Source organism: Streptomyces sichuanensis (genome assembly GCF_020328095.1).
In the GTDB taxonomy this organism is placed as follows: domain Bacteria; phylum Actinomycetota; class Actinomycetes; order Streptomycetales; family Streptomycetaceae; genus Streptomyces; species Streptomyces cinnamoneus.
The window spans coordinates 53,287-78,279 of sequence record NZ_JAIXMK010000028.1 but is presented as its reverse complement, the minus strand read 5'-3'; the positions used below and the strand labels follow the sequence as shown (position 1 = coordinate 78,279).

Sequence of the window (24,993 nt, the reverse complement as noted above, 5' to 3'; positions counted from 1 at the left end):
GCCGGGTTCACCGTACCCGGCGCACATCCGTGTCGGACGGGGTTGATCGGCCGGGCGCAGGCCGTAGAGTGACGGGCACTGCCCAGCGACCCCTATAGCCCGAGTTGGACTTCATGAACCACACGAAGAACGCGCGTCGCCTCGCCGCGGCGTTGGCCGTGCCCGTCCTGCTGCTGACCGCCGCGGCGTGCGGGTCCGAGGACGCCGGCGGGTCCTCCGACGCCAAGGTGACGGTGAAGGGGGCGTTCGGGGAGAAGCCCGAGATCTCCGTACCCGACGACGCCAAGCCGGCGGACAAGCTCGTCGTCAAGACCCTGACCGAGGGCACCGGCGAGAAGGCGGAGAAGGGCTCCTTCGTCCGGCTCGACTTCGCCGGGCAGACGATGAAGGACAACAAGCCGCTCGGCGGCACCTGGGCGACCCAGGACAAGACGGCCAAGCCCGACGCGCCGCGCCGTCAGATGGTGCAGCAGCTCGGCCAGCCCAGCCAGGAGATGCCGGCCAAGGTGCTGGACGCGGTGATCGGCCAGAAGGCGGGGTCGCGCATCGAGGTCGAGGGCACCGCCAAGGCCCTGATCGGTGATCAGCTCAACCCGCAGGCGGGCGTCAAGCCCGAGGACGGCCTGGTGTGGGTCATCGACGTCGTCGGGGCCAAGAAGGTCGATGCGAAGAGCGAGGCCAAGGGCGAGCAGGCCAAGCCCGAGGAGGGCATGCCCGAGGTCAAGCCCAATGCGCAGAAGGCCGCCGAGATCGTCATCCCCAAGGACACCAAGGCGCCGACCGAGCTCAAGGAGCAGGTGCTGATCAAGGGTGACGGCGCGGAGATCAAGGCCGGGGACGGCCTGATCGCCCAGTACACCGGTGTGAAGTGGGAGGACGGCAAGAAGTTCGACTCCTCCTGGGACCACGCCGGCGCCACGGCCTTCCAGATCGGCACCGGCTCGGTCGTCCAGGGCTGGGACAAGGGCCTGGTCGGCAAGCACGTCGGGGACCGGGTCGAGCTGGTGATCCCGCCGAAGCTGGGCTACGAGGGCCAGGCGCAGAGCGGACTCGACAAGAACACCCTGGTCTTCGTCGTGGACATCGTGGGCAAGGTCTGATCCCCGGACCGGGGTCTGCCAGAATTGCACGGTTGTCTACATGATTCATTCGTAGGAGCACGTTCGTGAACATCGAAAAGCCCGAGATCGACTTCCCCGAGGGCGACGTCCCGTCCGACCTGGAGATCACCGAGATCTGGGAGGGCGACGGCCCGGTTGCCAAGGCCGGCGACTTCGTCAAGGTCCACTACGTCGGCGTCTCCTTCTCCACCGGTGAGGAGTTCGACGCCAGCTGGAACCGCGGCGGTCCGCTGGAGTTCAAGCTCGGCGCCGGCCAGGTCATCGAGGGCTGGGACCGTGGCATCCAGGGCATGAAGGTCGGTGGCCGCCGCAAGCTGGTCATCCCCGCCCACCTCGCCTACGGCGACCGCGGCGCCGGCGGCAAGATCGCCCCGGGCGAGACGCTGATCTTCGTTTGCGACCTGATGGGCGTCTGAGACACCCCGAACGAAGGCCGAGGGCCCGTGCCTGACTGGCACGGGCCCTCGGCTTTTGCCGTGGGAGCCGTGAGCGGTACGGTCAACGGTTGAGAGCACAAGTAGAGAGGGCGTCGATGGCGATTGCCAAGGCCGAGCGGTTGATGAACCTGGCGCTGTGCCTGCTGGGGACGCGCCGTCCGCTCAGCAAGGGTGAGCTGCGGGCTTCGATCGAGGCTTACATCGAAGCCGGCAAGGGGGCCGGCGGCGCGGCGGCCGGCGACGACCCCGGGAACGACGACGCCTTCAACCGGATGTTCGAGCGCGACAAGGACGACCTCCGCGAGCTCGGTCTGATCATCGAGACCGTCGAGGGCCTGGACGGCGAGACGGGCTACCTCGCCCGCCGCGACAGCAACCGTCTCCCCGCGATCACCCTCGACGTCGAGGAGGCCGCGGCCCTGGGCCTGGCCGCCAAGGTGTGGCAGCAGGCCCGGCTGGCCGCCGCCGCCAGCGGCGCCCTGCAGAAGCTGGCGGCGGCCGGAATGCCGCTGGCGGAGGACCCGTACGGGACCCACAGCGCCCTGGAGACCCGCATCCCGGTCCACGAGGCCGCCTTCGAGCCGCTCATGCTGGCCGCCCGGGACCGCCGCCCCGTCGTCTTCGACTACCGCAAGAGCAACGCCGCCCGCCCCGAGCAGCGCCGCGTCGAGCCCTGGGCCCTGGAGTGCTGGCGCGGTCACTGGTACCTGGCCGGCTGGGACCGCGACCGGCAGGCCGAGCGCGTCTTCCGGCTCTCCCGGATCACCGGCAAGGTGCGCTCGCGCGCCCTGCCGTTCACCGCGCCCGTGCCCGACCACGTCACCGTCCGCACCACCGTCGAGAGCTGGGCGGGCGAGAAGGCCACCGGCACGGCCCGGATCAAGGTACGGGCGGGCCACGGCTACCCGCTGCGCGCCCGCGCACTCGCCACGCGCGACCTCGGCGACGGCTGGGACGAGCTGGAGATCCCCTACGGGCACGGGCTGGACGCCTGGCTCGTGGAGTTCGGGCCCGACGTCATCGTGCTGGAACCCGCCGAGCTGCGGGCCGAAGTGATCGACCGGCTGCGCGCCGTCGCCAAGGGCTGAGAGGAACGGAAGCGACCCCTGATGGCCACCAACGCCATTGACCAGACCCGGCGGATGCTCTCGCTGGTCACCTACCTCCGCGAGCGCCCCGGCGCCCGGGTCACCGACGTGGCCCGCGCCTTCGGCATCACCGAGGACGAGCTGATCGGAGACCTCGACGTGCTGCCCATGTGCGGCACCAGCTTCCGGGGCGGTGACCTGCTGGACATCGACACCGACGGCGACCGCATCTGGTGGCACAACCCCGACGCCTCCGGCACCAGCACGGGCGAGCCGCTGCGGCTCGCCGCCGACGAGGCCACCGCGCTGCTCGTCGCCGCCCGCGCCGTGGCGACCCTGCCCGGGCTGCGCGAGAGCGACCGGCAGGCACTGGTGCGCGCCACCGCCAAGATCGAGGCGGCGGCGGGCGAGGCGGCGGGCGCCAGCTCCCGGCTGTCGGTGACCTTCGAGTCCGAGGGCGGCGTCTTCGCCGACGCCGACCGGGCCATCTCCGAGCGCCGCCGCGTCTGGCTGCGCTACTACTCGCCCGCCCGCGACGAGCTGACCGAGCGGGAGGTCGACCCCATCCGGCTGTTCGCCGTCGGCCACACGTACATGGAGGCGTGGTGCCGGCTCTCCGAGGCGCGGCGCACCTTCCGCCTCGACCGGGTGGCCGAGATCAGGATCCTCGACGAGCCCTCCGACCCGCCGCCCGTCGAGCTGCGCGACCTCTCCGAGGGGCTGGTCCAGCCGGCCGCCGAGGACCCCGAGGTCGTCATCGAGGTCGGCCCCGGCGGCCGCTGGGTCGCCGAGTACTACCCGCACGACAGCGCCGAGGAACTGGCCGACGGCGGTCTGCGGATCACCCTGCGCACCCCCGACCCGGCCTCCCTGCGGCGGCTGGCGCTGCGGCTCGGCCGGGACGGGCGGATCACCGCCCCGGCCGACCTGGCCGACAGCGCACGGGACGCCGCCCGCGAGGCGCTCGCGGCGTACGGAGAGTGAAGGGGAACCGCACAGTGGAATGGTCAGGAGACGTGAGGAACGCCAGGACGACGGCAGCCGCCGTCTTCAAGGCCGCGTGCCCCGACTGCCGGGGCTGCTTCGAGCTGGCCGCGGGTGCCCTGCGGCTGGCCATCGGCGCCAGCGACCGCACCACCTTCTACTCCTTCACCTGCCCCGACTGCGGCGCGGCCGTCCGCAAGCCGGCCGGCGAGCGGATCGTGGAGTTGCTCACGGGCGGCGGCGTGCGCACGCTGCGCCTGCACATCACGGCCTGAGCGCCACCGCTTCCCTCCCGTCCCCCCGATAGGCTCGTCCCATGTTCTGGCCCATGCTCGCCATCGCCCTCGGCTTCTGCGGCATCGCCGTGCTCGGCGTCCTGGCCGCGCGCGTGTTCGTCGAGACGCGGCGGCTCGCCCGGCAGGTGTCCGAGGCGTCCGGGCGCATCACCCGGGCGGCCGAGGACCTCGAACGGGCCGCGACGCCGCTGGCCGCCCACGGCGCGCACGCGCTGCGCCAGGACTGACACCGAACGGCTGTTTCCGGCCGTTTCCGGCGGGCCCTGCGGCCGGGGGGCCGCGTCCGGTGCCCTGCTGGGCTCCGGAGGCGGACGGTACGCTGGTCCGGGTGGCCCTGCGGACGAGGCGGAGGGCCGCGACCGGGAGTATGCACGGGGATTGCCCGGCGTTTACCCCTGCGCGTTACGATCGCTGCCGTACGACTGATGGACAAATGTCCGATCGGTCGCCCGGACCCCCATACCCATGCCGCTTCGGTGAGAAGGTAAACCACATGTTCGGACGGCTCGGCCCCACCGAGATCATCCTCATTCTTGTCGTCATCGTCCTGCTGTTCGGTGCGAAGAAGCTTCCGGACATGGCGCGCGCCCTCGGCAAGTCCGCCCGCATCCTCAAGAGCGAGGCGAAGGCGATGAAGTCGGAGGGCCAGGACAACGCCGCGGCCCCCGCCGACCCGCCGGCCACCGAGGCCCCCCGCACGATCAAGGCGGCCCCGGGCGACGTCACCTCCCGCCCGGTCACCGAGCAGACCGACCGCACGACCCAGCGCTGACCCCCGGACAGACTGAGACGGCCGCCGGGACGGCGTCCGTCTGCCGCACGAGATAGGGACGGTGGGTTGCGCACGTCTGCCCGCAAGAAGGAGAAGGACCCCGAGGGGCGGATGCCCCTCACGGAGCACCTTCGTGAGCTGCGGAACCGGCTGGCGAAGGCGGTCCTCGCGATCGTCGTGGTCGCCGTCGTCGCGGCGTTCTACAACAAACAGATCATGGACTTCCTGTCCGGCCCCGTGCCGCAGTGCCCCGACCGTGATCTCGCCAAGAGCCACGGCGGCAACTGCGCCGTCCTGGTGTTCAGCAACCTGACGTCGCCCTTCACCACGATCGTGAAGGTCTGCCTGCTCGCCGGCGTCACCGTCTCGGCGCCGATCTGGCTGTACCAGCTGTGGGCGTTCCTCGCCCCGGGGCTGCACAAGAACGAGAAGAAGTACACGATCGCCTTCGTGGCGACCGCGGCACCGCTCTTCCTCGCGGGCGCCTACCTGGCGTACCTGATCATGCCCACCAGCATGCAGGTGCTGCTGAGCATCACCCCGGACTCCGCGGCCAACACCCTGGCGCTGGACGACATCCTCGACTTCAGCGTCCGGATGATCCTCGTCTTCGGCCTCGCCTTCGAGCTGCCGCTGCTGCTGGTCATGATGAACCTGGCCGGCATGGTCTCGGGCCAGGCCATGGTCAAGTGGTGGCGGGGCGTCGTGATGGGCGTCTTCGTCTTCGGGGCCGTCGCCACCCCGAGCACCGACCCGTTCGGCATGTGCGTGCTGGCCGTGCCGATCATCATCCTGTACTTCGGGGCGGTCGGCTTCTCGATCCTCAACGACAAGCGCCGCGCGCGCCGCAACCCCGACCGCCTGCTCGACGACGACGAGGCGTCCCCGCTGGACCTCACGCCGCAGTCGGTCGGCGACAGCGAGCCGATGCCGGCCCTGCCCGAGCAGAGCCACCAGCGCAGCGGCTACGACGACGTGACCTGAGCCGATCCGGCACGCGGGCTCCCCGCGGCACCCGGACCCGGGGCGGTCGCCGGCAACGGCGCCCGCCCCGTCGTGTTCATGCCCACCAGCCCCACCCGGTAGTGTCCCCGCGTGACCAGCGACATCACGTTATTCGTCAACCCCTCCGCCGGCCGCGGCCGCGGCGCCCGCGCGGCCCAGCCCGCGGCCCGGGTGCTGCGCGAGGCCGGATTCTCCGTCCGCACCGTCCTGGGCGCGGACGCCCCCGACGCACTGCGCCGCGCCCGCGAGGCCGTCGCGGGCGGCACCGGCGCGCTGATCGCCGTCGGTGGGGACGGTATGACCTCGCTGGCGCTGCAGGCCGTCGCCGGGACCCGGACCCCGCTCGGCGTGGTGGCCGTCGGCACCGGCAACGACTTCGCCCGCGCCGCAGGGCTGCCCGTCCGCGACCCCGTGGCCGCGGCCCGGGTCGTCGCCACGGCCCTCAAGGGCGACGGCGGCCGGCCCGTCGACCTCGGCAGGGTGGGGGAGACCTGGTTCGGCACCGTCCTCGCCTCCGGCTTCGACTCACGGGTCAACGACCGGGGCAACCGCATGCGCTTCCCCACCGGGCGGCTGCGCTACGACGTGGCGCTGGTCGCCGAGCTGGCGGCGCTGCGGACCGTTCCCTACCGCATGCGGCTCGACGACGGGCCGGAGCAGCTGGTCGAGGCGACGCTGGTCGCGGTCGGCAACGGCAGCTCCTACGGCGGCGGCATGCGCATCTGCGCCGGCGCCCGGCTGGACGACGGGCTCTTCGACGTCACCGTGGTCGGCCCCTGCCGCCGCTCCACGCTGCTCACCGTCTTCCCGAAGGTCTACCGGGGCACCCACCTCGGCCACCCACAGGTCACCACCCACCGCGCGGCCAAGGTGACGCTGACGGTGGACCCCGGCGCCCTCCCGCACGGCGATCCCGTCACCGGCTACGCCGACGGCGAGCGGCTGGGCCTGCTGCCGGTCACCGCCGAGACCGTGCCGGGGGCCGTGCGCCTGCTGGGAGCTCGATAAAGATCGGGTGGCTGTCGGAGGTCCCCGGTAGGCTCGTAGACAAGATGACCGAGGACATGTCCCCTGCTGAGCGCTATGCCCTGGCACGGCACCGCGCCGCGGAGCAGGCCACCGCGCTCGCCCCCTTCCGCGAGATGTACGAATTCGAGCTCGACCCCTTCCAGATAGAGGCGTGCAAGGCCCTGGAAGCCGGCAAGGGGGTGCTGGTCGCGGCGCCGACCGGCTCCGGAAAGACCATCGTGGGCGAGTTCGCCGTCCACCTGGCCCTCACCCAGGGCCGCAAATGCTTCTACACCACGCCCATCAAGGCGCTGTCGAACCAGAAGTACAACGACCTGGTCAGGCGCTACGGCGCCGCCAAGGTCGGCCTGCTGACCGGTGACAACAGCGTCAACCCCGACGCCCCGGTGCTCGTGATGACCACCGAGGTCCTGCGCAACATGCTCTACGCCGGCTCGCAGGCCCTCATAGGTCTCGGGCACGTGGTCATGGACGAGGTGCACTACCTCTCCGACCGCTTCCGCGGCGCCGTCTGGGAAGAGGTGATCATCCACCTCCCCGAGTCGGTGACCCTGGTCTCCCTGTCGGCCACCGTCTCCAACGCCGAGGAGTTCGGCGACTGGCTGGACACCGTCCGCGGCGACACCGCGGTCATCGTCTCCGAGGAGCGGCCCGTCCCGCTCTGGCAGCACGTGCTCGCCGGCCGGCGGATGTACGACCTGTTCGAGGAGGAGACCGACCACGGCGGCCGCGGCGCCGCCCGCCGTGAGGTCAACCCCGACCTGCTGCGCATGGCCCGCATGGAGAACAGCCGCACCTACAACCCGCGCGAGCGCCGCCGCGGCAAGATGGTGCGCGAGGCGGACCGCGAGCGCGAGCGCCGCCAGCGCAGCCGCATCTGGACCCCCGGCCGCCCCGAGGTCATCGAGCGGCTCGACGCCGAGGGCCTGCTGCCCGCGATCACCTTCATCTTCAGCCGTGCCGGCTGCGAGGCCGCCGTCCAGCAGTGCCTCTACGCCGGCCTGCGGCTCAACGACGACGAGGCCCGCGCCAGGGTCCGTGAGATCGTCGAGGAGCGGTGCGCCCCGATCCCCGACGAGGACCTGCACGTCCTGGGCTACTTCGAGTGGCTGGAGGGACTGGAGCGCGGCATCGCCGCCCACCACGCGGGCATGCTCCCGACCTTCAAGGAGGTCGTCGAGGAGCTCTTCGTCAAGGGCCTGGTCAAGGCGGTCTTCGCCACCGAGACCCTGGCCCTGGGCATCAACATGCCCGCCCGCACGGTGGTGCTGGAGAAGCTCGTCAAGTGGAACGGCGAGCAGCACGCCGACATCACCCCCGGCGAGTACACCCAGCTCACGGGCCGCGCCGGCCGCCGTGGCATCGACGTCGAGGGCCACGCGGTGGTGCTGTGGCAGCGCGCCATGGACCCGGCCGCGCTGGCGGGCCTGGCCGGCACGCGCACGTACCCGCTGCGCTCCAGCTTCAAGCCGTCGTACAACATGGCCGTCAACCTGGTCTCGCAGTTCGGGCGGCACCGCTCGCGGGAGCTGCTGGAGACCTCCTTCGCCCAGTTCCAGGCGGACAAGTCGGTCGTCGGCATCTCCCGCCAGGTGCAGCGCAACGAGGAGGGCCTGGCCGGCTACCGCCAGGCCATCGAGTGCCACCTGGGCGACTTCGACGAGTACGCACGCCTGCGCCGCGAGCTGAAGGAGCGGGAGAACGACCTGGCCAAGCGGGGCGCGGCCCAGCGGCGGGCCGCCGCGGCGGCCGCCCTGGAGCGGCTCAAGCCGGGCGACGTCATCCACGTGCCGACCGGCAAGTTCGCGGGCCTGGCGCTGGTGCTGGACCCGGGCGTGGCGCCCGGCCGCACCGACCGCCAGCGCGGCTTCGACCACTACGACGGTCCCCGCCCGCTGGTCCTCACGGCCGAGCGGCAGGTCAAGCGGCTCGCCCCGATCGACTTCCCGGTGCCGGTGGAGCCGCTGGAGCGGATGCGCATCCCCAAGTCCTTCAACCCGCGCAGCCCCCAGTCCCGGCGTGACCTGGCCTCCGCCCTGCGCACCAAGGCGGGGCACATCGTGCCGGACCGGCACCGCAAGTCGCGGTCGGAGGCCGCCGACGACACCGAGATCGCCCGCCTGCGCGCGGAGATCCGCCGTCATCCCTGCCACGGCTGCGACGAGCGCGAGGACCACGCCCGCTGGGCCGAGCGCTACCACCGCCTGCAGCGCGACACCCGCCAGCTGGAGCGGCGCATCGAGGGCCGTACGAACACCATCGCGCGCACCTTCGACCGCATCTGCGCGCTGCTGACCGACCTGGACTACCTGCACGGTGACGAGGTCACCGAGGACGGCCGCCGGCTGGCCCGCCTCTACGGCGAGCTGGACCTGCTGGCCTCCGAGTGCCTGCGCGACGGCGTGTGGGACGGACTGGGCCCGGCGGAGCTGGCCGCCTGTGCGTCGGCCCTGGTGTACGAGGCCCGCGCGGCCGACGACGCGGTGCCGCCGAAGCTGCCCGCGGGGGCGGCGAAGGAGGCGCTCGCCGAGATGGTCCGCATCTGGGGCCGGCTGGACGCCCTGGAGGAGCAGCACAAGATCAACCAGGCCGAGGGCGTCGGCCAGCGCGAGCCCGACCTCGGCTTCGCCTGGCCCGCCTACCGGTGGGCCTCCGGCCACGGCCTGGACGAGGTGCTCCGCGAGATCGACATGCCGGCGGGCGACTTCGTGCGCTGGTCGAAGCAGCTGATCGACGTCCTGGGCCAGATCGCGGCGGCGGCCCCGGCCGGCAGCCCCGTCGCGCGGAACGCCCGCAAGGCGGTCGACGGGCTGCTGCGGGGCGTGGTGGCGTACTCGTCGGTGGGGTGAGCGCCGTAACCGGTCCTCACGCTCCGGGCGGGCTGAGAATCAGCCCGTCCGGGGGCACCTCCCAGCGGTAGCCGGGGGAGCTTGAGGACAGGAAACGGTGAAAGGGCGGGGAGGGGCTGAATCCCGCTACCCGCCCGCCGCAGGCGAGCGCGTCAGTCCCAGGAGGTCGCGCGCCGGGCCCGTCGGGCGGTGGCCGCGCGGCCAGACGGCCCGCAGGGTGCGCCGCAGCGACAGGTCCGCGACCGGGATCTCCACCAGGCGCCGTGCCGCCAGTTCCTCGCCGATCGCGAGTTCGCTCAGGACGGACGGGCCGGCGCCGCTGACCGCCGCCGCCTTCGCCGCCGTCGTCGAGGCAAGTTCGAGCAGCGGCTCGGCCAGGCCGCCGTGGGCGGCCAGCGCCGCGTCCAGGACCTGGCGGGTCCCCGAACCCCGTTCCCGCAGGATCAGGGGCGCCGCCGCCAGCTCCGCCGCGGCCAGCGGCGCGCGGCGGCGCGCCCAGGGATGGCCCGGGGCCGTGACGACCACGAGCCGGTCGTGGCCGACCACCGCACCGTCCAGGCCGGGCGGCACGTCCAGGCCCTCGACGAAGCCGAGGTCCGCCTGCGCCGCCAGCAGCCGTTCTGCGACGGCCGTGGAGTTGCCGGTCAGGAGGGAGACGGCCGTGCCCGGCCGTTCCGTCCGCAGGGCGACCAGCCAGCCGGGCAGCAGGTACTCCGCGATGGTCATGCTGGCCGCGACCCGCAGCCGCGCGTCGCGCCGCCCGCGCAGGGCCTGCACACCCGCGTCGAACGCCTCCGACGCCTCCACGACCCGCCGTGCCCAGTCCGTGACGAGCACGCCGGCGTCCGTCAGCCGCGAACCGCGCGGCGAGCGCTCCACGAGGGCGACGCCGAGCAGCCGCTCCATGCCGCGCAGCCGCCCGCTCGCCGCCGGCTGGGTGATGCCCAGCTCGCGTGCCGCCCGGCCGAGGCTGCCCAGCCGGGCCACCGCGAGCAGCAGCTCCAGCGAGCCCAGGTCGGGCACCCGGTGGGCGAGCGGGGAGGGAACCGGCTCCATGGTCATAAACCCAGCTTATGTCCTCATACGGCCAAAGCCCCTGGCCGGGCGGGCCCGCCCGGGCGACGGTGGAGTCATGAGCACGCACAGCAGTCCCCTCCGCCACCTCGGCCCCAACTGGTACGCCACCGTCATGGGCACCGCGATCGTCGCCTCCGCCGGCGCGGCCCTGCCCGTGCACCGGACGGGGCTGCGCGGGGCGTATGAGGTGGTGTGGGCGCTGGCCGCGCTGCTGCTGCTCACCCTGCTCGCCGCGCGCGCCGCCCATTGGGCCCGCCACCCCGACCAGGCCAGGCGCCACCTGGCCGACCCCGCCGTCGCCCCCTTCTACGGCTGTCTGGCCATGGCCCTGCTGGCCGTCGGCGGCGCCACCCTCTCCGTGGGCACGGGCGTCATCGGTGCACGCGCCGCCGTGGCCACCGACGCCGTGCTGTGGACGGCCGGCACCGTCGTCGGCCTCGCCGCCGCGGCCGCCGTCCCGTACCTGATGGTCACCCGCCACCGCATAGCCCCCGGCGACGCCTCGCCGGTGTGGCTGCTGGCCGTCGTCCCGCCCATGGTCTCCGCCGCGCTGGGCCCCGCGCTCGTCCCCCACCTGCCCGCAGGCCAGTGGCAGCAGGCGATGCTGCTCGGCTGCTACGCGCTGTTCGGCATCAGCCTGCTGGCGACGCTGCTCATCCTGCCGCTGGTCTTCGCGCGGCTCCTCCACCACGGCCCGCTGCCGCTCGCGCTCACGCCGGCGCTGTTCCTCGTCCTGGGCCCGCTGGGCCAGTCCACGACGGCCGTGGGCAACCTCGCCGACGCCGCACCGGATGCCGTCGCGGCCCCCGCGGCGCAGGCGATGGCGGGCTTCGCCCTCCTCTACGGCGTGCCCGTCCTCGGCTTCGCGATGCTCTGGCTGGTGCTGGCCGCGGCCATGGTGGTGCGGGCCTTCCGGCACGGCATGGGCTTCGCGATGACGTGGTGGGCCTTCACCTTCCCCGTCGGCACGTGCGTCACGGGCGCCGCCGCGCTGGCGCGCCGCACCGGCCTGGACGCCTTCACCTGGCTGGCGGTGGGACTGTACGTCCTGCTGGTGGCGGCCTGGGCCGTCGCCGGGGCCCGCACCCTGGCCGGCCTGGTCAGCGGGAAGCTGCTCGCAGCGCCGCGCCCAGCAGCGCCGGTGCTTGCGTCAACGAGGGCCCGTACCACGTGAGATGACGGCCGCTGACGAGCGCCGACGGCAGGCCGGGGAAGCACTCCGGCCCGTCGTCGGCGCCGAAGCGGTACGGCTCGTCGGGCAGGACGACCAGCTCGGCGCCGCAGGCGTTGAGCTCGTCGAGCGGGATGCGCGGGTAGCGATCGGCGTGCCCGGCGTGGACGTTGGCGACGCCGAGCCGGGCGAGGACGTCGCCGGCGAAGGTGTCCCGGCCCAGCACCATCCACGGTCTGCGCCAGACGGGGACGACGGCCGGTGTCAGCGGGCCGGCGGCCCGCACGTCGCGCCAGGCGTCGCGCGCGTCGTCCAGCCAGGCGGGCCGGGCCAGCCCGCAGCCGCGCACGAGGACCCGCTCCAGCTCGGTGAACGCCTGCTCCAGCGTGCGGACTTCGGTGACGAGCACCTCCAGTCCGGCGGCGCGCAGCGCGCCGAGGTCGGGGGCGCGGTTCTCCTCCTCGTTGGCGAGGACGAGGTCGGGCGCGAGGGCCGCGATCCGCGCCACGTCGGGGTTCTTGGTGCCGCCGACCCGGACGACGTCGAGGCCGGCCGGGTGCTCGCACCAGTCGGTGGCGCCCACGAGCAGCCCGGGCGCGGACCGGGCCACGGCCTCGGTGAGCGAGGGGACCAGGGAGACGACACGGCGTACGGCGGGGCGGCCGCTCAGCGAGCTCACCGCCCCACCGTACGCCTGTTCGTCAGGCCCCGACAGGCGCCAGCTTGTCCGCGAAGCCCGGGTGGGCGTCCAGCCAGCGGCGGGCGGAGTCCTTCTCCTTGCCCTTGCCGCCGCTCTGGATCTCGGCCTCCAGGGAGGCGAGGTCCTTCTCGGACATCCTGAAGTCCTTCACCCACTGAGCGATCTCCGGGAAGTCGGCGGTGAAGTCCTTCTTGCCGACGGCGTGGATCTCCTCGCCCTTGCCCCAGGCGCCCTTGGGGTCCTTGAGCTTCTTCAGGTCGTGCTTGGCGTACGCCCAGTGCGGCGACCACAGGGTGGTGACGACGGGCTCCTTCTTCTTGATCGCCCGGTCCAGCTCGGCGAGCATCGTGGACGTCGAGGAGGAGACGACCTTGTACTCGCCCTCCAGGCCGTACTCCTTGAGGACCTTGTCGTTGAGCGTGCCCATCATGCCGGCGCTGGACTCGATGCCGACGATCTTCCCGCCGAACCGCCCGCCCTTGCCCTTGAGGTCGGCCAGGGAGTCGACGCCCTCGACGTAGGAGGGCACGGCCAGCTCCAGGGACGTGGGGCCGTACCAGGAGCCGAGGTCGCTGAGCCTGTCGCCGTACCGGTCCATGTACTGCTTGTGCGTGGTGGGCAGCCAGGAGTCGAACTGGAGGTCCATCTGGCCCTGGGCCAGCGCGGTGTAGAGGGGACCGGGGTCGAGCTGCTTGACGTCCGGCGCGTAGCCGCGGTCCTCCAGGACGTTCTGCCACAGGTAGGTGGTGGCGACGGCCTCGTCCCACGGGAAGTAGCCGAGCCGGACCTTCTTGCCGTGGCCGACGTTCTTGCCCGCGGCCACGGCCTGCCGGCCGTCGCCGCCCCGGGTGAGGTGCATGCCGCCGGCGACGAGCGCGAGGACGACGACGCCGACGGTGGCGACGGCGGTGCCCGGGCGGTACCGCAGGAACGCGGCGGGGGCCGAGGTGCGCGCGGAGGCGGAGTCCTTGGCCGCGGCGCGGCGGCCCAGCGGGGAGACGCGCCGGCCGAGGGCGCCCGTCATCCGGTCCAGGTACATGGCGAGGACGACGACCGCGAGGCCGCTCTCGACGCCGCCGCCGATGTTCACCTGGGTCACGGCCGCGTAGACGGACTCGCCGAGGCCGCCCGCGCCGGCCATGCCGGCGATGACGACCATGGACAGGGCCAGCATGATGACCTGGTTGACGCCCGCCATGATGGTGGGCAGCGCCAGCGGCAGCTGGACGCGGACGAGGGTGTCGCGCGGGGTGGTGCCGAAGGCCCGGGCCGCCTCGACGAGTTCGCCGTCGACCTGGCGGATGCCGAGCTCGGTCATCCGGACGCCGGGCGGCATCGAGAAGACGATGGTGGCGATCAGCCCGGGGATGGGGCCGATCGAGAAGAACATCACGCCCGGGATCAGGTAGACGAAGGCGGGCATCGTCTGCATGACGTCCAGGACGGGCCGCGCCACCGCGCTGACCCGGCGGTTGCGGGCCGCCCAGATGCCCAGCGGCACGGCGAGCACCAGCGTGATGACACTGGCCACGAGGACGAGCGAGAGCGTCGCCGTTGCCTCGTCCCACAGGCCGAACGAGTCGACGAGCGCCAGCCCGGCGAAGGCGAGGGCACCGGCGAGCAGGCCGCGCAGCCACCAGGCGACGACGGCGAGGATGCCCGCCATGAGCAGGGCGTCGGGCGCACCGAGGACGGCGTTCACGCCGTCGTACATGCCGGTCAGCACGGTGTTGACGGCGTCGAAGAGCCAGGAGAGGTGGGACTGCAGCCAGTCCACGGCGCTCTCCGCCCAGCTGCCGAGACGGATCCTAGGCATGGGCCGTCACCTCCGGCTCGGGATCCGTGGCCCGGGGGGCGGCGCCTGCTGCGCCCTGCGGCTGGTCGCCGAGCGCGGCCAGCAGCCCGTCGCGGGTGACGACGCCGGTCAGCTCGCCGTCCTCGCCGGTGACGGCGACGGGCTCGCCGCTGCGCGCGAAGGGGCTGAACAGCTCGGCCACGGGCGTGTCCGCGCTGACGGTCGTGGCGCCGTCCGGCAGGCCGGCGGCCGGGGCCGCGGAGCCGGTCATGATCGAGCCCGCGGTGAGGACCCGGGAACGGTCGACGTCCTGGATGAAGGAGGCGACGTAGTCGTTGGCCGGGCGGACCAGGATGTCCTCGGCGGTGCCGTTCTGGACGATCCGGCCGTCGCGCATGACGGCGATGCGGTCGCCGAGGCGCATGGCCTCGTTGAGGTCGTGGGTGATGAACACGATGGTCTTCTTCAGGCGCTTCTGCAGGTCCAGCAGCTGGTCCTGCATGTCGCGGCGGATCAGGGGGTCGAGCGCGCTGAAGGACTCGTCCATCAGCAGCAGGTCGGCATCGGTGGCGAGCGCGCGGGCGAGGCCGACGCGCTGCTGCATGCCGCCGGACAGCTCGTCGGGCCAGGACTTCTCCCAGCCCTTGAGGCCGGCCAGCTCCAGCGCCTCGGCGGCCCGCTCCTCGCGCTCCGCGCGCGGCACGCCGCGCACCTCCAGGCCGTAGGCGGCGTTCTCCAGCACGCTGCGGTGCGGGAAGAGCGCGAAGTGCTGGAAGACCATGCTGATGTTCCGCGAGCGCACGTCGCGCAGCTCGCGCGGGGACAGGGCGGTCAGGTCCCGTCCGTCGTACAGGACGCGCCCCGAGGTCGGGTCGAGCAGCCCGTTGAGCATGCGCAGGAGGGTGGACTTGCCGGATCCGGAGAGCCCCATCACCACGAAGATCTGGCCGGCTTCGACCTCGAACGACGCGTCGATCACCGCCGCGGTGGTGCCGTCCGCACGCAGCTCGTCGCGGTCGGCACCGCCGGCGAGCCGCCGGACGGCTGCTTCGGGTCGTCTGCCGAACACCTTGTACAGGTGCTCGGCCTTCAGCCTGGACACATAAACCTCTCGGGTCGGACAACATCGGACGGCGGTCCCGCCACCCCCCAGGGGCAGGGCCGCTCCGGCGCCGCGCCTGCCCCCGATCATTCGGGGCAAACGGAACCGTGATCCGGTTCACATGCCGGCGGGGTGCTGTCGGCGGTGCCGTCAGCGGGGTGCGGCATGATCGGTGCGTGACCCGACGCCTGATGCTCCTCGACACCGCCTCCCTCTACTTCCGCGCCTACTTCGGGGTGCCGGAATCGGTGAAGGCCCCCGACGGCACCCCGGTGAACGCGGTGCGCGGCCTGCTGGACTTCATCGCCCGCCTCGTCCAGGACCACCACCCCGACGACCTGGTCGCCTGCATGGACTTCGACTGGCGCCCCCAGTGGCGGGTGGAGCTGATCCCCTCCTACAAGGCGCACCGGGTGGCGGAGGAGATCGAGGGGGCGCCCGACGAGGAGGAGACGCCCGACACGCTCTCCCCGCAGGTGCCGGTGATCGAGGCCGTGCTGGACGCCGTCGGCATCGCCCGCGTCGGAGCCGTGGGCTACGAGGCCGACGACGTGATCGGCACGCTGGCCGCCCGGGCCGCAGGCCCGGTGGACATCGTCACCGGCGACCGCGACCTCTACCAGCTCGTCGACGACCGGCGCGGCGTGCGGGTGCTCTACCCGGTCAAGGGGGTGGGCACGCTGCAGGTGGTGGACGAGGCCGTGCTGCGCGAGAAGTACGGGGTGGACGGGCCCGGCTACGCCGACCTGGCGCTGCTGCGCGGCGACCCCAGCGACGGGCTGCCGGGCGTGCCGGGCGTCGGCGAGAAGACGGCCGCCAAGCTGCTGGCGTCCTTCGGCGACCTCGCCGGGATCCTGGCCGCCGTCGACGACCCGGCGGCCAGGCTGACCCCCGCCCAGCGCAGGCGGCTGGACGAGGCCCGCCCGTACCTGGCGGTCGCCCCCACGGTGGTGCGGGTCGCCTCCGACGTGCCGCTGGCGCCCTTCGACGCGGCGCTGCCCTCCTCGCCCCGCGACCCGCAGGGGCTGGACGAACTCGCCCGGAGGTGGGGCCTGGGCGGCGCGCTCCAGCGATTGCTGTCCACGCTCGCCGCCTGATCTGTTAGGTTAGGCGTACCTAACTTGCGTTGATCAGGGGATCAGGGGAGACAGCGATGGCAGAGCGTCCGGTCCGCAACAAGCCGCAGCTCAACCGGGCCCGGGTGATCCGCACGGAGCGGCTGACGCCGCACATGGTCCGCGTGGTGCTGGGCGGCGACGGCCTGGCCGGGCTCGGCACCGGCGAGTACAGCGACCACTACGTCAAGCTGCTCTTCCCCGTGGAGGGCGTCGTCTACCCCGAGCCCTTCGACATCGAGGCCGTCCGCCGTGACATGCCGCGCGACCAGTGGCCCCGGACGCGCACGTACACGGTGCGTTCCTTCGACCGCGCCGCGTGCGAGCTGACGATCGACTTCGTCCACCACGGCGACGAGGGCCTGGCCGGCCCCTGGGCGGCCGGTGCCCGGCCCGGCGAGGAGATCCTCTTCCTGGGCCCCGGCGGCGCGTACGCCCCCGACCCCGCCGCCGACTGGCACCTGCTGGCGGGTGACGAGAGCGCGCTGCCGGCCATCGCCGCCTCCCTGGAGCAGATGCCCGAGGGCGCGGTCGTCCACGCCTTCGTCGAGGTCGCCGACGCCGACGAGGAGCAGAAGCTCCGGCTGCCCGCGGGTGTGGAGGTCACCTGGCTGCACCGCGGGGGCCGGCCCGTGGGCGAGCTGCTGGTCGAGGCCGTCCGCTCGCTCGACTTCCCCGCCGGCGCCGTGCACGCCTTCGTCCACGGCGAGGCGGGCTTCGTCAGGGAGCTGCGGCGCCACCTGCGCATGGAGCGCGAGGTGCCGCGGGAGCGGCTGTCCATCTCCGGCTACTGGCGGCGCGGTCACGACGAGGACGGCTGGCAGGCGTCCAAGCGCGAATGGAACCGGCAGGTGGAGGCCGAGCAGGAGGGCGGCCCGGAGGCGGCGGCCGCCTGAATGCCCGTCGGCGGGGGACCGGGGTTATTCTCGCCCGCATGAATCGTGCCCGGACAGCCCTGGCGGCCCTGGCCGCGTCGGCCCTCGTCATGACGGCCCCCGCCGAGGCCGCACCGGCCTCCGCCTCCCCGGACTCCTCCGACTCGGAGTCCTCCCTGTCGGGCGGCGGCCCCGCTCAGCGCGGCCGCGAGGCCGTCTTCACGGTGACGACCAGTCAGGACACGCTGGACGCCCACGACGGCTACCTCACCGTCGAGTCACCGGCCTTCACCAAGAAGCTGACCCTCAAGGCGAAGCGCTTCCGCGAGGGCAAGGACGCCATGCTCCACACCCAGGTCGCCGGCATGGTGCTCTGCGACGTCGCCCCCGGGACGTACTCCGTCGAGCTCAAGGACGGCGGCGAGGACGAGCCGGCGGACACGGCCGAGCTGACGGTCGTCGCCGAAATGGACCCGGGCAACCGGGAGTTCTGCGAGAGCCCACGCAGCTACGACGAAGTGGCCGACAAGACCAGCGAGACGGCGCCGGACGACGACGAGGACGAGGAGGGCGTGAGCCTCGGCGAACTGGCCGCGGTGATCACCGGCACGGCGGTCCTGGCCGCCGCGCTCGCCTCGACGGCGACGTACCTGCTGACGCGCAGGCGACGCCGCCGCGACGAGGGGGAGAAGACGCCGGAGGACGCGGCTCCGTAGGGTGCGCGGCACGTCCCCACGGAGCACCCCGGCCGGTACGACGGTCAGTCGCCGCTGCCGCCGGCCGCCCGCACCAGCGCCTGCGTCAGCCGCAGGTCGTCCTTCGGCTCCGGGTGCCACTGCACCCCCAGGGCGAAGCGGCCGTCCGCGTACTCCAGGGCCTCCACGGTGCCGTCCTCCGCGTGGGCGGTGGCGATCAGACCCGCCCCGAGCCGGTCCACCGCCTGGTGGTGGTGGGTGGCCACGTCCAGCGTGTGGCCGGGCAGCAGGCTGCCGGTCAGCGTGCCGGGCACGGCCTTGACGGTGTGGTCGCTGAACGCCCCCGGTACCGGGTTGTGGGTCTCGTGGCCCACCTCGTCCGGCAGGTGCTGGATCAGGGTGCCGCCCGCGTGGACGTTCATCACCTGCATGCCGCGGCAGATGCCCAGCACCGGCAGACCCTGCTCCAGCGCGGCGTCCAGCAGGGCCAGTTCCCAGCGGTCGCGTGCCGGTACGGGCGTCCCCGCGCGCGGATGCGGCCGCTCGCCGTACAGGGCGGGGTCCAGGTCCTCGCCACCCGCGATGATCAGGCCGTCCAGCCGCCGTACCAGCGACGCGGCGAGGGCCGGGTCGTCCGGCGGCAGCATCGCCGCCAGGCCGCCGGAGCGCTGGACCTGCTCGTGGTAGGCGGCCGGCAGCAGGGCGGCGGGCAGGTCCCAGGCCACTCCCCAGCGGGCCCGGACGAGGTAGGTGGTGACGCCGATGAGGGGGCGTGGCCGAGTGCTCACGTGCCGTGTCCTTTCGTCCCGGTGACTCATTCTCGGGCAAGTTCCGCTTCCGCCGCGGCCAGTGCCGCGAACTCCTCCTCCGGCGCGCTCGCCACGAGCCGGTGCCGGCTGTAGAGGGCGAAGTAGGCGGCGGCGACCGCGTAGACGCCCAGGGCGATGAGGGCGGCGGTGACGTCCACCAGGAACGTGGCCACCAGCGCCGCGCAGGCGAGGACGAAGGCCACCGCCGACGTCAGCACGCCGCCCGGCGTCCGGTAGGGGCGCTCCAGCCCCGGTTCGCGGCGGCGCAGCACGATGTGGGAGAGCGACATCAGGGCGTAGGAGATGGTGGCGCCGAACACCGCGACGTTGAGCATCCGCGCCCCGTCGCCCGTCGCCGCAGCCAGCGTGAAGCCGAGCGCGCCCGGCACCACCAGCCCGAGCCAGGGAGCCTTGCGGCGGCTGGTGAGGGAGAGGAAGCGGGGCAGGTATCCGGCCCGGGAGAGGGCGAACAGCTGCCGGGAGCCGGCGTAGATCAGGGAGAAGAAGGAGGCCACCAGACCGGCCAGGCCGGCGTAGTTGACGATGCGGGCCAGGACGCGGCCCTGCCCGTCGCCCTCCAGCGCGGCGACCAGCGGGTTCCCCGCGTCCTTCATCGCCTCCGCCCCGCCGGCCCCGGTCGCGGCGAGGAACGTCAGCAGCGCCAGGACGAGCAGGATGCCCATGGACGTGGCCATGGCCCTCGGCAGCGTGCGGGCCGGGTCGCGGGTCTCCTCGGCCGCGAGCGGCACGCCCTCGACGCCGAGGAAGAACCACATGCCGAAGGGGAACGCCGCCCAGATGCCGAGCAGCCCGAACGGCAGCCAGGAGGAGGAGCCGAACGCACCGGGGTCGGCCGGGATGTCGTTCAGCCGCCCCGCGTCGAACTCGGTGAACGCGCCGGCGGCGAAGACGACCAGGGCGGCGACCGCCACGCCCGTCACCACGAAGCTGAAGCGCAGGGCCTCGCCGACGCCCCACAGGTGGATGCCGATGAAGATCACGAAGCACGCCAGGTACACCGGCCAGCCCGACGTGAGCCCGAACAGGTGCAGCGACTCGACGTAGTCGCCGATGAACAGGGAGATCGCGGCCGGGGCCAGGACGTACTCGATGAGGATGGCCGTGCCGGTGAGGAAGCCGCCCCAGGGGCCCAGCGCGCGGCGGGCGAAGCCGTAACCGCCGCCGGCCGTGGGGAGGATGGCGGCCAGTTCGGCGAGGGCGAAGACCATGCACGTGTACATCAGGCCCATGAGCGCGGCGGCGACGGCCAGCCCGCCGAAACCGCCCTGCGCGAGGCCGAAGTTCCAGCCGGAGAAGTCACCGGAGACGACGTAGGCGACGCCCAGCCCGGTCAGCAGGAGGGGGCCCGCGCTGCCCCGGCGCAGGGTGCGCTTCTCCAGGTAGCCGGGGGCGCCGTCCGGGGGTGCCGGCCGGTCGGGTGGCGCGCTGGGGGTGTCCGTGCGATCGGCCATGAGCCGCTCCTGCCTGGAGGTGCCGGGAGGCAAAGGTTTTGCGCCATACCTTTGCCTCGGCGGAGGCCGAAAGGCAACCCCCTTGCGTTAAACCCGGGTTACTTAGGCCAGAAACCCCCGCAGCAGCGCCGCCGTGCCGCAGCAGTGCTCCCGCATCACTTCCCGCGCACCTTCCGCATCGCCGTCGAGCACCGCCTCCACCAGGGCGGTGTGCTGCTGCTGGGAGTGCTCCAGGTTCCGCACCAGCAGCGGAATGCAGTCCAGCAGGTCGTTGACGGTCGCCCGCACCGCGGCGTACTGCGCCGCCAGCGTCGCGGAGCCGGACAGCTCGGCCAGGGTCAGGTGCAGCATCGTGTCCAGGCGGCGGTAGTCGGCCAGCGGCGCGTCGTGCGTGGCGGCCAGCGCCGCCCGCAACCGCCCGGCGTCCTCGCCGCCCAGGCCGTACGCGGCGCACAGCCCGGCCGCCCCCACCTCCAGCACCTCGCGGAAGCGCAGGACGTCCTCCACGTCCACGGCCGCCACGCGCCGGCGCAGCTCGTCCTCGCCCGCCGTCGCCGGCCTGGCCAGCACGAACGTCCCCCCGTACCGGCCGCGCCGGCTCTCCACCAGGCCCTGGTCCGCCAGCACCTTCAGCACCTCGCGCAGCGTCACCCGGCTGATCTGCAACCGCTCGGCCAACTCGCGCTCCGCAGGCAGCCGTTCCCCCTGCGCCACCAGACCCAGCCGCATGACTTGGAGTATCTGCTGCAGGGCCTCCTCGAAGCCGTTGCCCGCACGGACCGGCCGCAGGACCGGTGAGAGCCGGTCCGCCGCATGCTCGTTCATCTTCCCCCTTCCCAATCAATGGTCTACGGCCCTACCTTAAGACCCCCGGTCGCACCGACAGGAGGCAACACCGTGGCAGACCGCATGCCCCCGCTCACGGTCGACGAGCTGCGCAGGCTCGTCGACACCGGGGAGATCGACACTGTCGTCCTCGCCTTCACGGACATGCAAGGACGGCTCCAGGGGAAGCGGTTCGCCGCCAGGTTCTTCCTCGACGACACCCTCGAACACGGCACCGAGGGCTGCAACTACCTCCTCGCCGTGGACACCGACATGAACACCGTGGGCGGCTACGCCATGTCGTCCTGGGAACGCGGCTACGGCGACTTCGCCCTGCACGGCGACGTCAGCACCCTGCGCCGCACCCCGTGGAACCCCGGCACCGCCCTGATGACCGCCGACCTCGCCTGGCACGACGGATCGCCCGTCCTCGCCTCACCGCGCCAGATCCTGCGCCGCCAGCTCGACCGGCTCGCCGAGCACGGCTGGAGTGCCTACGCGGGCACGGAGCTGGAGTTCATGGTCTTCAAGGACACCTACGAGGACGCCTGGAGCCGCGGCTACCGCGGCATGACACCCGCCAACCAGTACAACATCGACTACTCCGTCCTCGGCACCGGCCGCGTCGAGCCCCTGCTCCGCCGCATCCGCAACGAGATGGGCGCCGCCGGAATGACGGTGGAGTCCGCCAAGGGCGAGTGCAACCTCGGCCAGCACGAGATCGCCTTCCGCTACGACGAGGCGCTCACCACCTGTGACCAGCACGCCGTCTACAAGACCGGCGCCAAGGAAATAGCCGCGCAGGAGGGCATGGCCCTCACGTTCATGGCCAAGTACGACGAACGCGAGGGTAATTCCTGCCACATCCACCTCTCGCTGCGCGACGAGGCGGGGCGGCCGGTGCTCGCCGACGACGACGGCCCGTACGGCATGTCGAAGACCATGCGCCACTTCCTCGCCGGCCAGCTCGCCGCCCTGCGCGACTTCACCCTCCTCTACGCACCGAACATCAACTCCTACAAGCGCTTCCGCCCCGGCTCCTTCGCCCCCACCGCCGTCGCCTGGGGCCCCGACAACCGCACCTGCGCCCTGCGCGTCGTCGGCCACGGCCTCGGCCACCGCTTCGAGAACCGGCTGCCCGGCGGGGACGTCAACCCCTACCTCGCCGTCGCCGGCATGGTCGCCGCCGGCCTGCACGGCGTCGAGCACGAGCTGGAGCTCCCCGAGGTCTGCACCGGCAACGCCTACACCGGCGGCGCCGCGCACGTCCCCGCCACCCTGCGCGAGGCCGCCGACCTGTGGGAGGCCAGCCCCCTGGCCCGGGCCGCCTTCGGCGACGAGGTCGTCGAGCACTACCTCAACATGGCGCGTGTCGAACAGGAGGCGTACGACACCGCCGTCACGGACTGGGAGCGCTTCCGCTCCTTCGAACGGATGTGACGCGCCCGCCGTGTTGTGGGCCATCGTTCCGCGGGGCTGGGGGCACCCCCAGCGGTAGCTGGGGGAGGGTGGGCACAACGCGACCACCGGCGTGCAGTCGGACACGAAACGCGGCGCAGCGAACCACAGGAGACGACTTGCAGGAGCTACACGTACTCAACCCGGCGACCGAGGAGATCGTCGCCACCGTCCCGGCCGCGACGCGGCAGGACGTCCACGCGGCCGTGACGCGCGCCGCCGACGCCCAGCGCAGCTGGGCCCGGCTCGCCCCCGGCGACCGCGCCCGTCTGCTGCGCCGCTTCGCCGCGGCCGTCGACGACCATCTCGACGAGCTCGCCCGGCTGGAGGTCGCCGAGGCCGGCCACCCCATCGGCAACGCCCGGTGGGAGGCGGGCAACGCCCGCGACCTGCTGGAGTACGCGGCCGCCGGCATCGAGCGGCTCACCGGCTCGCAGATCCCCGTCGCGGGCGGCCTCGACGTCACCTTCCACGAACCGCTCGGCGTCGTCGCCGTCATCGCCCCGTGGAACTTCCCCATGCCCATCGCCGCCTGGGGCTTCGCCCCCGCCCTGGCCGCGGGCAACGCCGTCGTCGTCAAACCCGCCGAGACCACCCCGCTGACCGCCCTGCGCCTGGCCGGACTGGCCCTGGAGGCAGGGCTGCCCGAGGGGCTCCTGCAGGTCCTCCCCGGGGCCGGGCCCGTCGCGGGCGACGAGCTCGTCGTCCACCCCGGCGTGGCCAAGGTCGTCTTCACCGGCTCCACCGCCGTCGGCAAGCAGATCATGGCCAAGTGCGCGGCCGGCGTGAAGCGCGTGACCCTCGAACTGGGCGGCAAGAGCCCCAACATCGTCTTCGCCGACGCCGACGTCGAACGGGCCGCCGCGGCCGCCCCCGGCTCCTTCCTCGACAACACCGGCCAGGACTGCTGCGCCCGCAGCCGCATCCTCGTCCAGCGCACGGTGTACGACCGCTTCATGGAGCTGCTGGAGCCGGCCGTGACGTCCTACGTCGTGGGCGACCCCACCGATCCGGCCACCCAGATGGGCCCGCTGGTCTCCGCGGCGCACCGCGAGCGCGTGCGGTCCTACGTCCCCGAGACCGCGCCCGCCGCCATCCGGGGCGAGGCCCCGCAGGGCAAGGGCTTCTGGTACCCGGCGACCGTCCTCGAAGCCGGCCCGGACGACCGCCTCGCCCGTGAGGAGATCTTCGGCCCCGTCGCCGTCGTCACCCCCTTCGAGGACGAGGCGGAGGCCGTGCGCCTGGCCAACGCCACCGACTACGGCCTGTCCGGCTCCCTGTGGACCCGGGACGTCTCCCGCGCCCTGCGGGTCTCCCGGGCCGTCGCCGCCGGCAACCTCTCCGTCAACTCCCACAGCAGCGTCCGCTACTGGACCCCCTTCGGCGGCTTCAAACAGTCCGGCCTCGGCCGCGAGCTGGGCCCGGACGCGCTGTCCGCCTTCACCGAGACCAAGAACGTCTTCATCGCCATCGACCCTCTGGAGGAGACCACGTGACCGACCAGACCCCCGTCTGCCGCCGCCTCGTCGGCCGCACCGCCGTCGTGACCGGAGCCGGCAGCGGCATCGGCCTGGCCACCGCCCGGCGCCTGGCCTCCGAGGGCGCCAGCGTCGTCTGCGCCGACATCGACGAGAGCGCCGGCAAGGCCGCCGCCGCCGAGGTCGGCGGCCTGTACGTCAAGGTCGACGTCACCAGCCCCGAGGAGGTCGAGGCGCTCTTCAGGACCGCCTACGACACCTACGGCTCGGTCGACATCGCCTTCAACAACGCCGGCATCTCCCCGCCCGACGACGACTCCATCCTCACCACCGGCCTCGACGCCTGGAAGCGCGTCCAGGAGGTCAACCTCACCTCCGTGTATCTCTGCTGCAAGGCGGCGCTGCCGTACATGCAGCGGCAGGGCAAGGGCTCCATCATCAACACCGCCTCCTTCGTCGCCGTGATGGGCGCCGCCACCTCGCAGATCAGCTACACCGCCTCCAAGGGCGGCGTGCTGGCCATGTCCCGCGAACTGGGCGTGCAGTTCGCCCGCGAGGGCATCCGCGTCAACGCGCTGTGCCCGGGCCCGGTGAACACCCCGCTGCTCAAGGAGCTGTTCGCCAAGGACCCCGAGCGGGCCGCGCGACGCCTGGTGCACGTGCCGGTCGGACGCTTCGCCGAGCCGGAGGAGATCGCCGCCGCCGTCGCCTTCCTCGCCAGCGACGACTCGTCCTTCGTCAACGCCGCCGAGTTCCTCGTGGACGGTGGCATCGCGGGCGCCTATGTGACCCCGCTGTAGGGTCCATGATCAAACGCCGGGACCGGGCCGTCATGTCACC

At 72.9% G+C, this 24,993-nt stretch carries 24 protein-coding genes; 17 read left to right on the top strand and 7 right to left on the bottom strand.

Annotation, left to right across the window (positions count from 1 at the left end):
- Positions 1-113 precede the first annotated feature (113 nt).
- The 10 genes from LE181_RS11695 (at position 114) to LE181_RS11650 (ending at position 9,581) form a co-directional block, all read left to right on the top strand.
- Positions 114-1,100 (top strand): FKBP-type peptidyl-prolyl cis-trans isomerase, encoded by a 987-nt coding sequence (locus tag LE181_RS11695; protein ID WP_225661157.1) that lies wholly within the window; start codon positions 114-116, stop codon positions 1,098-1,100.
- Between the two features lie 65 nt (positions 1,101-1,165).
- Complete coding sequence (locus tag LE181_RS11690; RefSeq protein WP_225661156.1) at positions 1,166-1,537, top strand: FKBP-type peptidyl-prolyl cis-trans isomerase; 372 nt, start codon at positions 1,166-1,168, stop codon at positions 1,535-1,537.
- 116 nt (positions 1,538-1,653) lie between these two features.
- On the top strand, positions 1,654-2,646 hold the full coding sequence (locus LE181_RS11685) for a helix-turn-helix transcriptional regulator (protein ID WP_225661155.1): 993 nt from the start codon (positions 1,654-1,656) through the stop codon (positions 2,644-2,646).
- Between the two features lie 21 nt (positions 2,647-2,667).
- Complete coding sequence (locus LE181_RS11680) at positions 2,668-3,630, top strand: helix-turn-helix transcriptional regulator (RefSeq protein ID WP_225661154.1); 963 nt, start codon at positions 2,668-2,670, stop codon at positions 3,628-3,630.
- 32 nt (positions 3,631-3,662) lie between these two features.
- Positions 3,663-3,905 carry a hypothetical protein gene (locus LE181_RS11675; protein ID WP_225661153.1) on the top strand — a complete coding sequence of 81 codons (243 nt, stop codon included), beginning with the start codon at positions 3,663-3,665 and terminating at the stop codon, positions 3,903-3,905.
- Between the two features lie 41 nt (positions 3,906-3,946).
- Entirely contained in the window at positions 3,947-4,153 is a 207-nt protein-coding gene (locus LE181_RS11670; protein ID WP_225661152.1) for a hypothetical protein, read from the top strand.
- Between the two features lie 266 nt (positions 4,154-4,419).
- Positions 4,420-4,698, top strand: coding sequence for a Sec-independent protein translocase subunit TatA (gene tatA, locus LE181_RS11665; protein ID WP_225661151.1), 279 nt, complete (start codon positions 4,420-4,422; stop codon positions 4,696-4,698).
- 111 nt (positions 4,699-4,809) lie between these two features.
- Positions 4,810-5,682, top strand: coding sequence for a twin-arginine translocase subunit TatC (gene tatC, locus LE181_RS11660; RefSeq protein WP_225661183.1), 873 nt, complete (start codon positions 4,810-4,812; stop codon positions 5,680-5,682).
- A 111-nt stretch (positions 5,683-5,793) separates the two neighbouring features.
- Entirely contained in the window at positions 5,794-6,711 is a 918-nt protein-coding gene (locus LE181_RS11655) for a diacylglycerol kinase family protein (RefSeq protein ID WP_225661150.1), read from the top strand.
- A gap of 44 nt (positions 6,712-6,755) precedes the next feature.
- Positions 6,756-9,581, top strand: coding sequence for a DEAD/DEAH box helicase (locus tag LE181_RS11650; RefSeq protein WP_225661149.1), 2,826 nt, complete (start codon positions 6,756-6,758; stop codon positions 9,579-9,581).
- A gap of 126 nt (positions 9,582-9,707) precedes the next feature.
- Here the strand turns inward: LE181_RS11650 and LE181_RS11645 are convergent, their stop codons facing one another.
- A complete protein-coding gene (locus LE181_RS11645) occupies positions 9,708-10,643 on the bottom strand; it encodes a LysR family transcriptional regulator (protein ID WP_225661148.1) in 936 nt (311 codons plus the stop codon).
- A gap of 70 nt (positions 10,644-10,713) precedes the next feature.
- Between LE181_RS11645 and LE181_RS11640 the strand changes: the two genes are divergently transcribed.
- Positions 10,714-11,832 carry a TDT family transporter gene (locus LE181_RS11640; RefSeq protein WP_225661147.1) on the top strand — a complete coding sequence of 373 codons (1,119 nt, stop codon included), beginning with the start codon at positions 10,714-10,716 and terminating at the stop codon, positions 11,830-11,832.
- Here LE181_RS11640 and LE181_RS11635 read toward each other — a convergent pair.
- Genes LE181_RS11635 through LE181_RS11625 form a run of 3 tightly spaced genes read right to left on the bottom strand, consistent with a single transcriptional unit; the run spans position 11,759 to position 15,426 of the window.
- Positions 11,759-12,499, bottom strand: a complete 741-nt coding sequence (locus LE181_RS11635) for a helical backbone metal receptor (RefSeq protein ID WP_225661182.1) — start codon at positions 12,497-12,499, stop codon at positions 11,759-11,761. The two genes, LE181_RS11640 and LE181_RS11635, sit on opposite strands and share 74 nt — an antisense overlap.
- Positions 12,500-12,530: 31 nt before the next feature.
- Positions 12,531-14,345 carry an ABC transporter permease/substrate binding protein gene (locus LE181_RS11630; RefSeq protein ID WP_225661146.1) on the bottom strand — a complete coding sequence of 605 codons (1,815 nt, stop codon included), beginning with the start codon at positions 14,343-14,345 and terminating at the stop codon, positions 12,531-12,533.
- A complete protein-coding gene (locus LE181_RS11625) occupies positions 14,338-15,426 on the bottom strand; it encodes a quaternary amine ABC transporter ATP-binding protein (protein ID WP_225661145.1) in 1,089 nt (362 codons plus the stop codon). The genes LE181_RS11630 and LE181_RS11625 overlap by 8 nt, the downstream gene beginning before the upstream one ends.
- A gap of 191 nt (positions 15,427-15,617) precedes the next feature.
- On the opposite strand from LE181_RS11625, the gene LE181_RS11620 reads away from it, so the two are divergent.
- The 3 genes from LE181_RS11620 to LE181_RS11610 are packed head-to-tail and all read left to right on the top strand — an operon-like array spanning position 15,618 to position 18,132.
- Positions 15,618-16,523: a 5'-3' exonuclease gene (locus LE181_RS11620; protein WP_225661181.1), complete on the top strand. Its 906-nt coding sequence runs from the start codon at positions 15,618-15,620 to the stop codon at positions 16,521-16,523.
- A gap of 56 nt (positions 16,524-16,579) precedes the next feature.
- Positions 16,580-17,437: a siderophore-interacting protein gene (locus tag LE181_RS11615; RefSeq protein WP_225661144.1), complete on the top strand. Its 858-nt coding sequence runs from the start codon at positions 16,580-16,582 to the stop codon at positions 17,435-17,437.
- Between the two features lie 38 nt (positions 17,438-17,475).
- Positions 17,476-18,132, top strand: coding sequence for a hypothetical protein (locus tag LE181_RS11610; RefSeq protein ID WP_225661143.1), 657 nt, complete (start codon positions 17,476-17,478; stop codon positions 18,130-18,132).
- A 44-nt stretch (positions 18,133-18,176) separates the two neighbouring features.
- Here LE181_RS11610 and LE181_RS11605 read toward each other — a convergent pair whose 3' ends face one another.
- The 3 genes from LE181_RS11605 to LE181_RS11595 all read right to left on the bottom strand — a co-directional run bounded on the left by LE181_RS11605 (position 18,177) and on the right by LE181_RS11595 (position 21,217).
- Positions 18,177-18,899 carry a gamma-glutamyl-gamma-aminobutyrate hydrolase family protein gene (locus tag LE181_RS11605; protein WP_225661142.1) on the bottom strand — a complete coding sequence of 241 codons (723 nt, stop codon included), beginning with the start codon at positions 18,897-18,899 and terminating at the stop codon, positions 18,177-18,179.
- A 26-nt stretch (positions 18,900-18,925) separates the two neighbouring features.
- Positions 18,926-20,392 carry an ethanolamine permease gene (eat, locus tag LE181_RS11600; protein ID WP_225661141.1) on the bottom strand — a complete coding sequence of 489 codons (1,467 nt, stop codon included), beginning with the start codon at positions 20,390-20,392 and terminating at the stop codon, positions 18,926-18,928.
- Between the two features lie 102 nt (positions 20,393-20,494).
- Complete coding sequence (locus LE181_RS11595) at positions 20,495-21,217, bottom strand: FadR/GntR family transcriptional regulator (protein ID WP_225661140.1); 723 nt, start codon at positions 21,215-21,217, stop codon at positions 20,495-20,497.
- Positions 21,218-21,289: 72 nt separating this feature from the next.
- Here LE181_RS11595 and LE181_RS11590 point away from each other — a divergent pair, with 72 nt between their 5' ends.
- From LE181_RS11590 to LE181_RS11580, 3 genes are all read left to right on the top strand, one after another.
- Positions 21,290-22,657 carry a glutamine synthetase family protein gene (locus LE181_RS11590; protein WP_225661139.1) on the top strand — a complete coding sequence of 456 codons (1,368 nt, stop codon included), beginning with the start codon at positions 21,290-21,292 and terminating at the stop codon, positions 22,655-22,657.
- 137 nt (positions 22,658-22,794) lie between these two features.
- The gene (locus tag LE181_RS11585) at positions 22,795-24,171 is read left to right on the top strand and encodes an aldehyde dehydrogenase family protein (RefSeq protein ID WP_225661138.1); all 1,377 of its coding nucleotides are present in this window, start codon (positions 22,795-22,797) and stop codon (positions 24,169-24,171) included.
- Positions 24,168-24,953 (top strand): 3-oxoacyl-ACP reductase, encoded by a 786-nt coding sequence (locus LE181_RS11580; RefSeq protein ID WP_225661137.1) that lies wholly within the window; start codon positions 24,168-24,170, stop codon positions 24,951-24,953. Before LE181_RS11585 ends, LE181_RS11580 begins: the two co-directional genes overlap by 4 nt.
- Positions 24,954-24,993 lie beyond the last annotated feature (40 nt).

What these genes read in the sequence shown, in the direction of transcription:
- LE181_RS11695 (WP_225661157.1), top strand. Translation starts at nt 114, where the DNA reads ATGAACCACACGAAGAACGCGCGTCGCCTCGCCGCGGCGTTGGCCGTG.
- LE181_RS11685 (WP_225661155.1), top strand. Translation starts at nt 1,654, where the DNA reads ATGGCGATTGCCAAGGCCGAGCGGTTGATGAACCTGGCGCTGTGCCTG.
- LE181_RS11680 (WP_225661154.1), top strand. Translation starts at nt 2,668, where the DNA reads ATGGCCACCAACGCCATTGACCAGACCCGGCGGATGCTCTCGCTGGTC.
- LE181_RS11670 (WP_225661152.1), top strand. Translation starts at nt 3,947, where the DNA reads ATGTTCTGGCCCATGCTCGCCATCGCCCTCGGCTTCTGCGGCATCGCC.
- tatA (WP_225661151.1), top strand. Translation starts at nt 4,420, where the DNA reads ATGTTCGGACGGCTCGGCCCCACCGAGATCATCCTCATTCTTGTCGTC.
- tatC (WP_225661183.1), top strand. Translation starts at nt 4,810, where the DNA reads ATGCCCCTCACGGAGCACCTTCGTGAGCTGCGGAACCGGCTGGCGAAG.
- LE181_RS11650 (WP_225661149.1), top strand. Translation starts at nt 6,756, where the DNA reads ATGACCGAGGACATGTCCCCTGCTGAGCGCTATGCCCTGGCACGGCAC.
- LE181_RS11645 (WP_225661148.1), bottom strand. Translation starts at nt 10,643, where the DNA reads ATGACCATGGAGCCGGTTCCCTCCCCGCTCGCCCACCGGGTGCCCGAC.
- LE181_RS11640 (WP_225661147.1), top strand. Translation starts at nt 10,714, where the DNA reads ATGAGCACGCACAGCAGTCCCCTCCGCCACCTCGGCCCCAACTGGTAC.
- LE181_RS11630 (WP_225661146.1), bottom strand. Translation starts at nt 14,345, where the DNA reads ATGCCTAGGATCCGTCTCGGCAGCTGGGCGGAGAGCGCCGTGGACTGG.
- LE181_RS11620 (WP_225661181.1), top strand. Translation starts at nt 15,618, where the DNA reads ATGCTCCTCGACACCGCCTCCCTCTACTTCCGCGCCTACTTCGGGGTG.
- LE181_RS11615 (WP_225661144.1), top strand. Translation starts at nt 16,580, where the DNA reads ATGGCAGAGCGTCCGGTCCGCAACAAGCCGCAGCTCAACCGGGCCCGG.
- LE181_RS11610 (WP_225661143.1), top strand. Translation starts at nt 17,476, where the DNA reads ATGAATCGTGCCCGGACAGCCCTGGCGGCCCTGGCCGCGTCGGCCCTC.
- eat (WP_225661141.1), bottom strand. Translation starts at nt 20,392, where the DNA reads ATGGCCGATCGCACGGACACCCCCAGCGCGCCACCCGACCGGCCGGCA.
- LE181_RS11595 (WP_225661140.1), bottom strand. Translation starts at nt 21,217, where the DNA reads ATGAACGAGCATGCGGCGGACCGGCTCTCACCGGTCCTGCGGCCGGTC.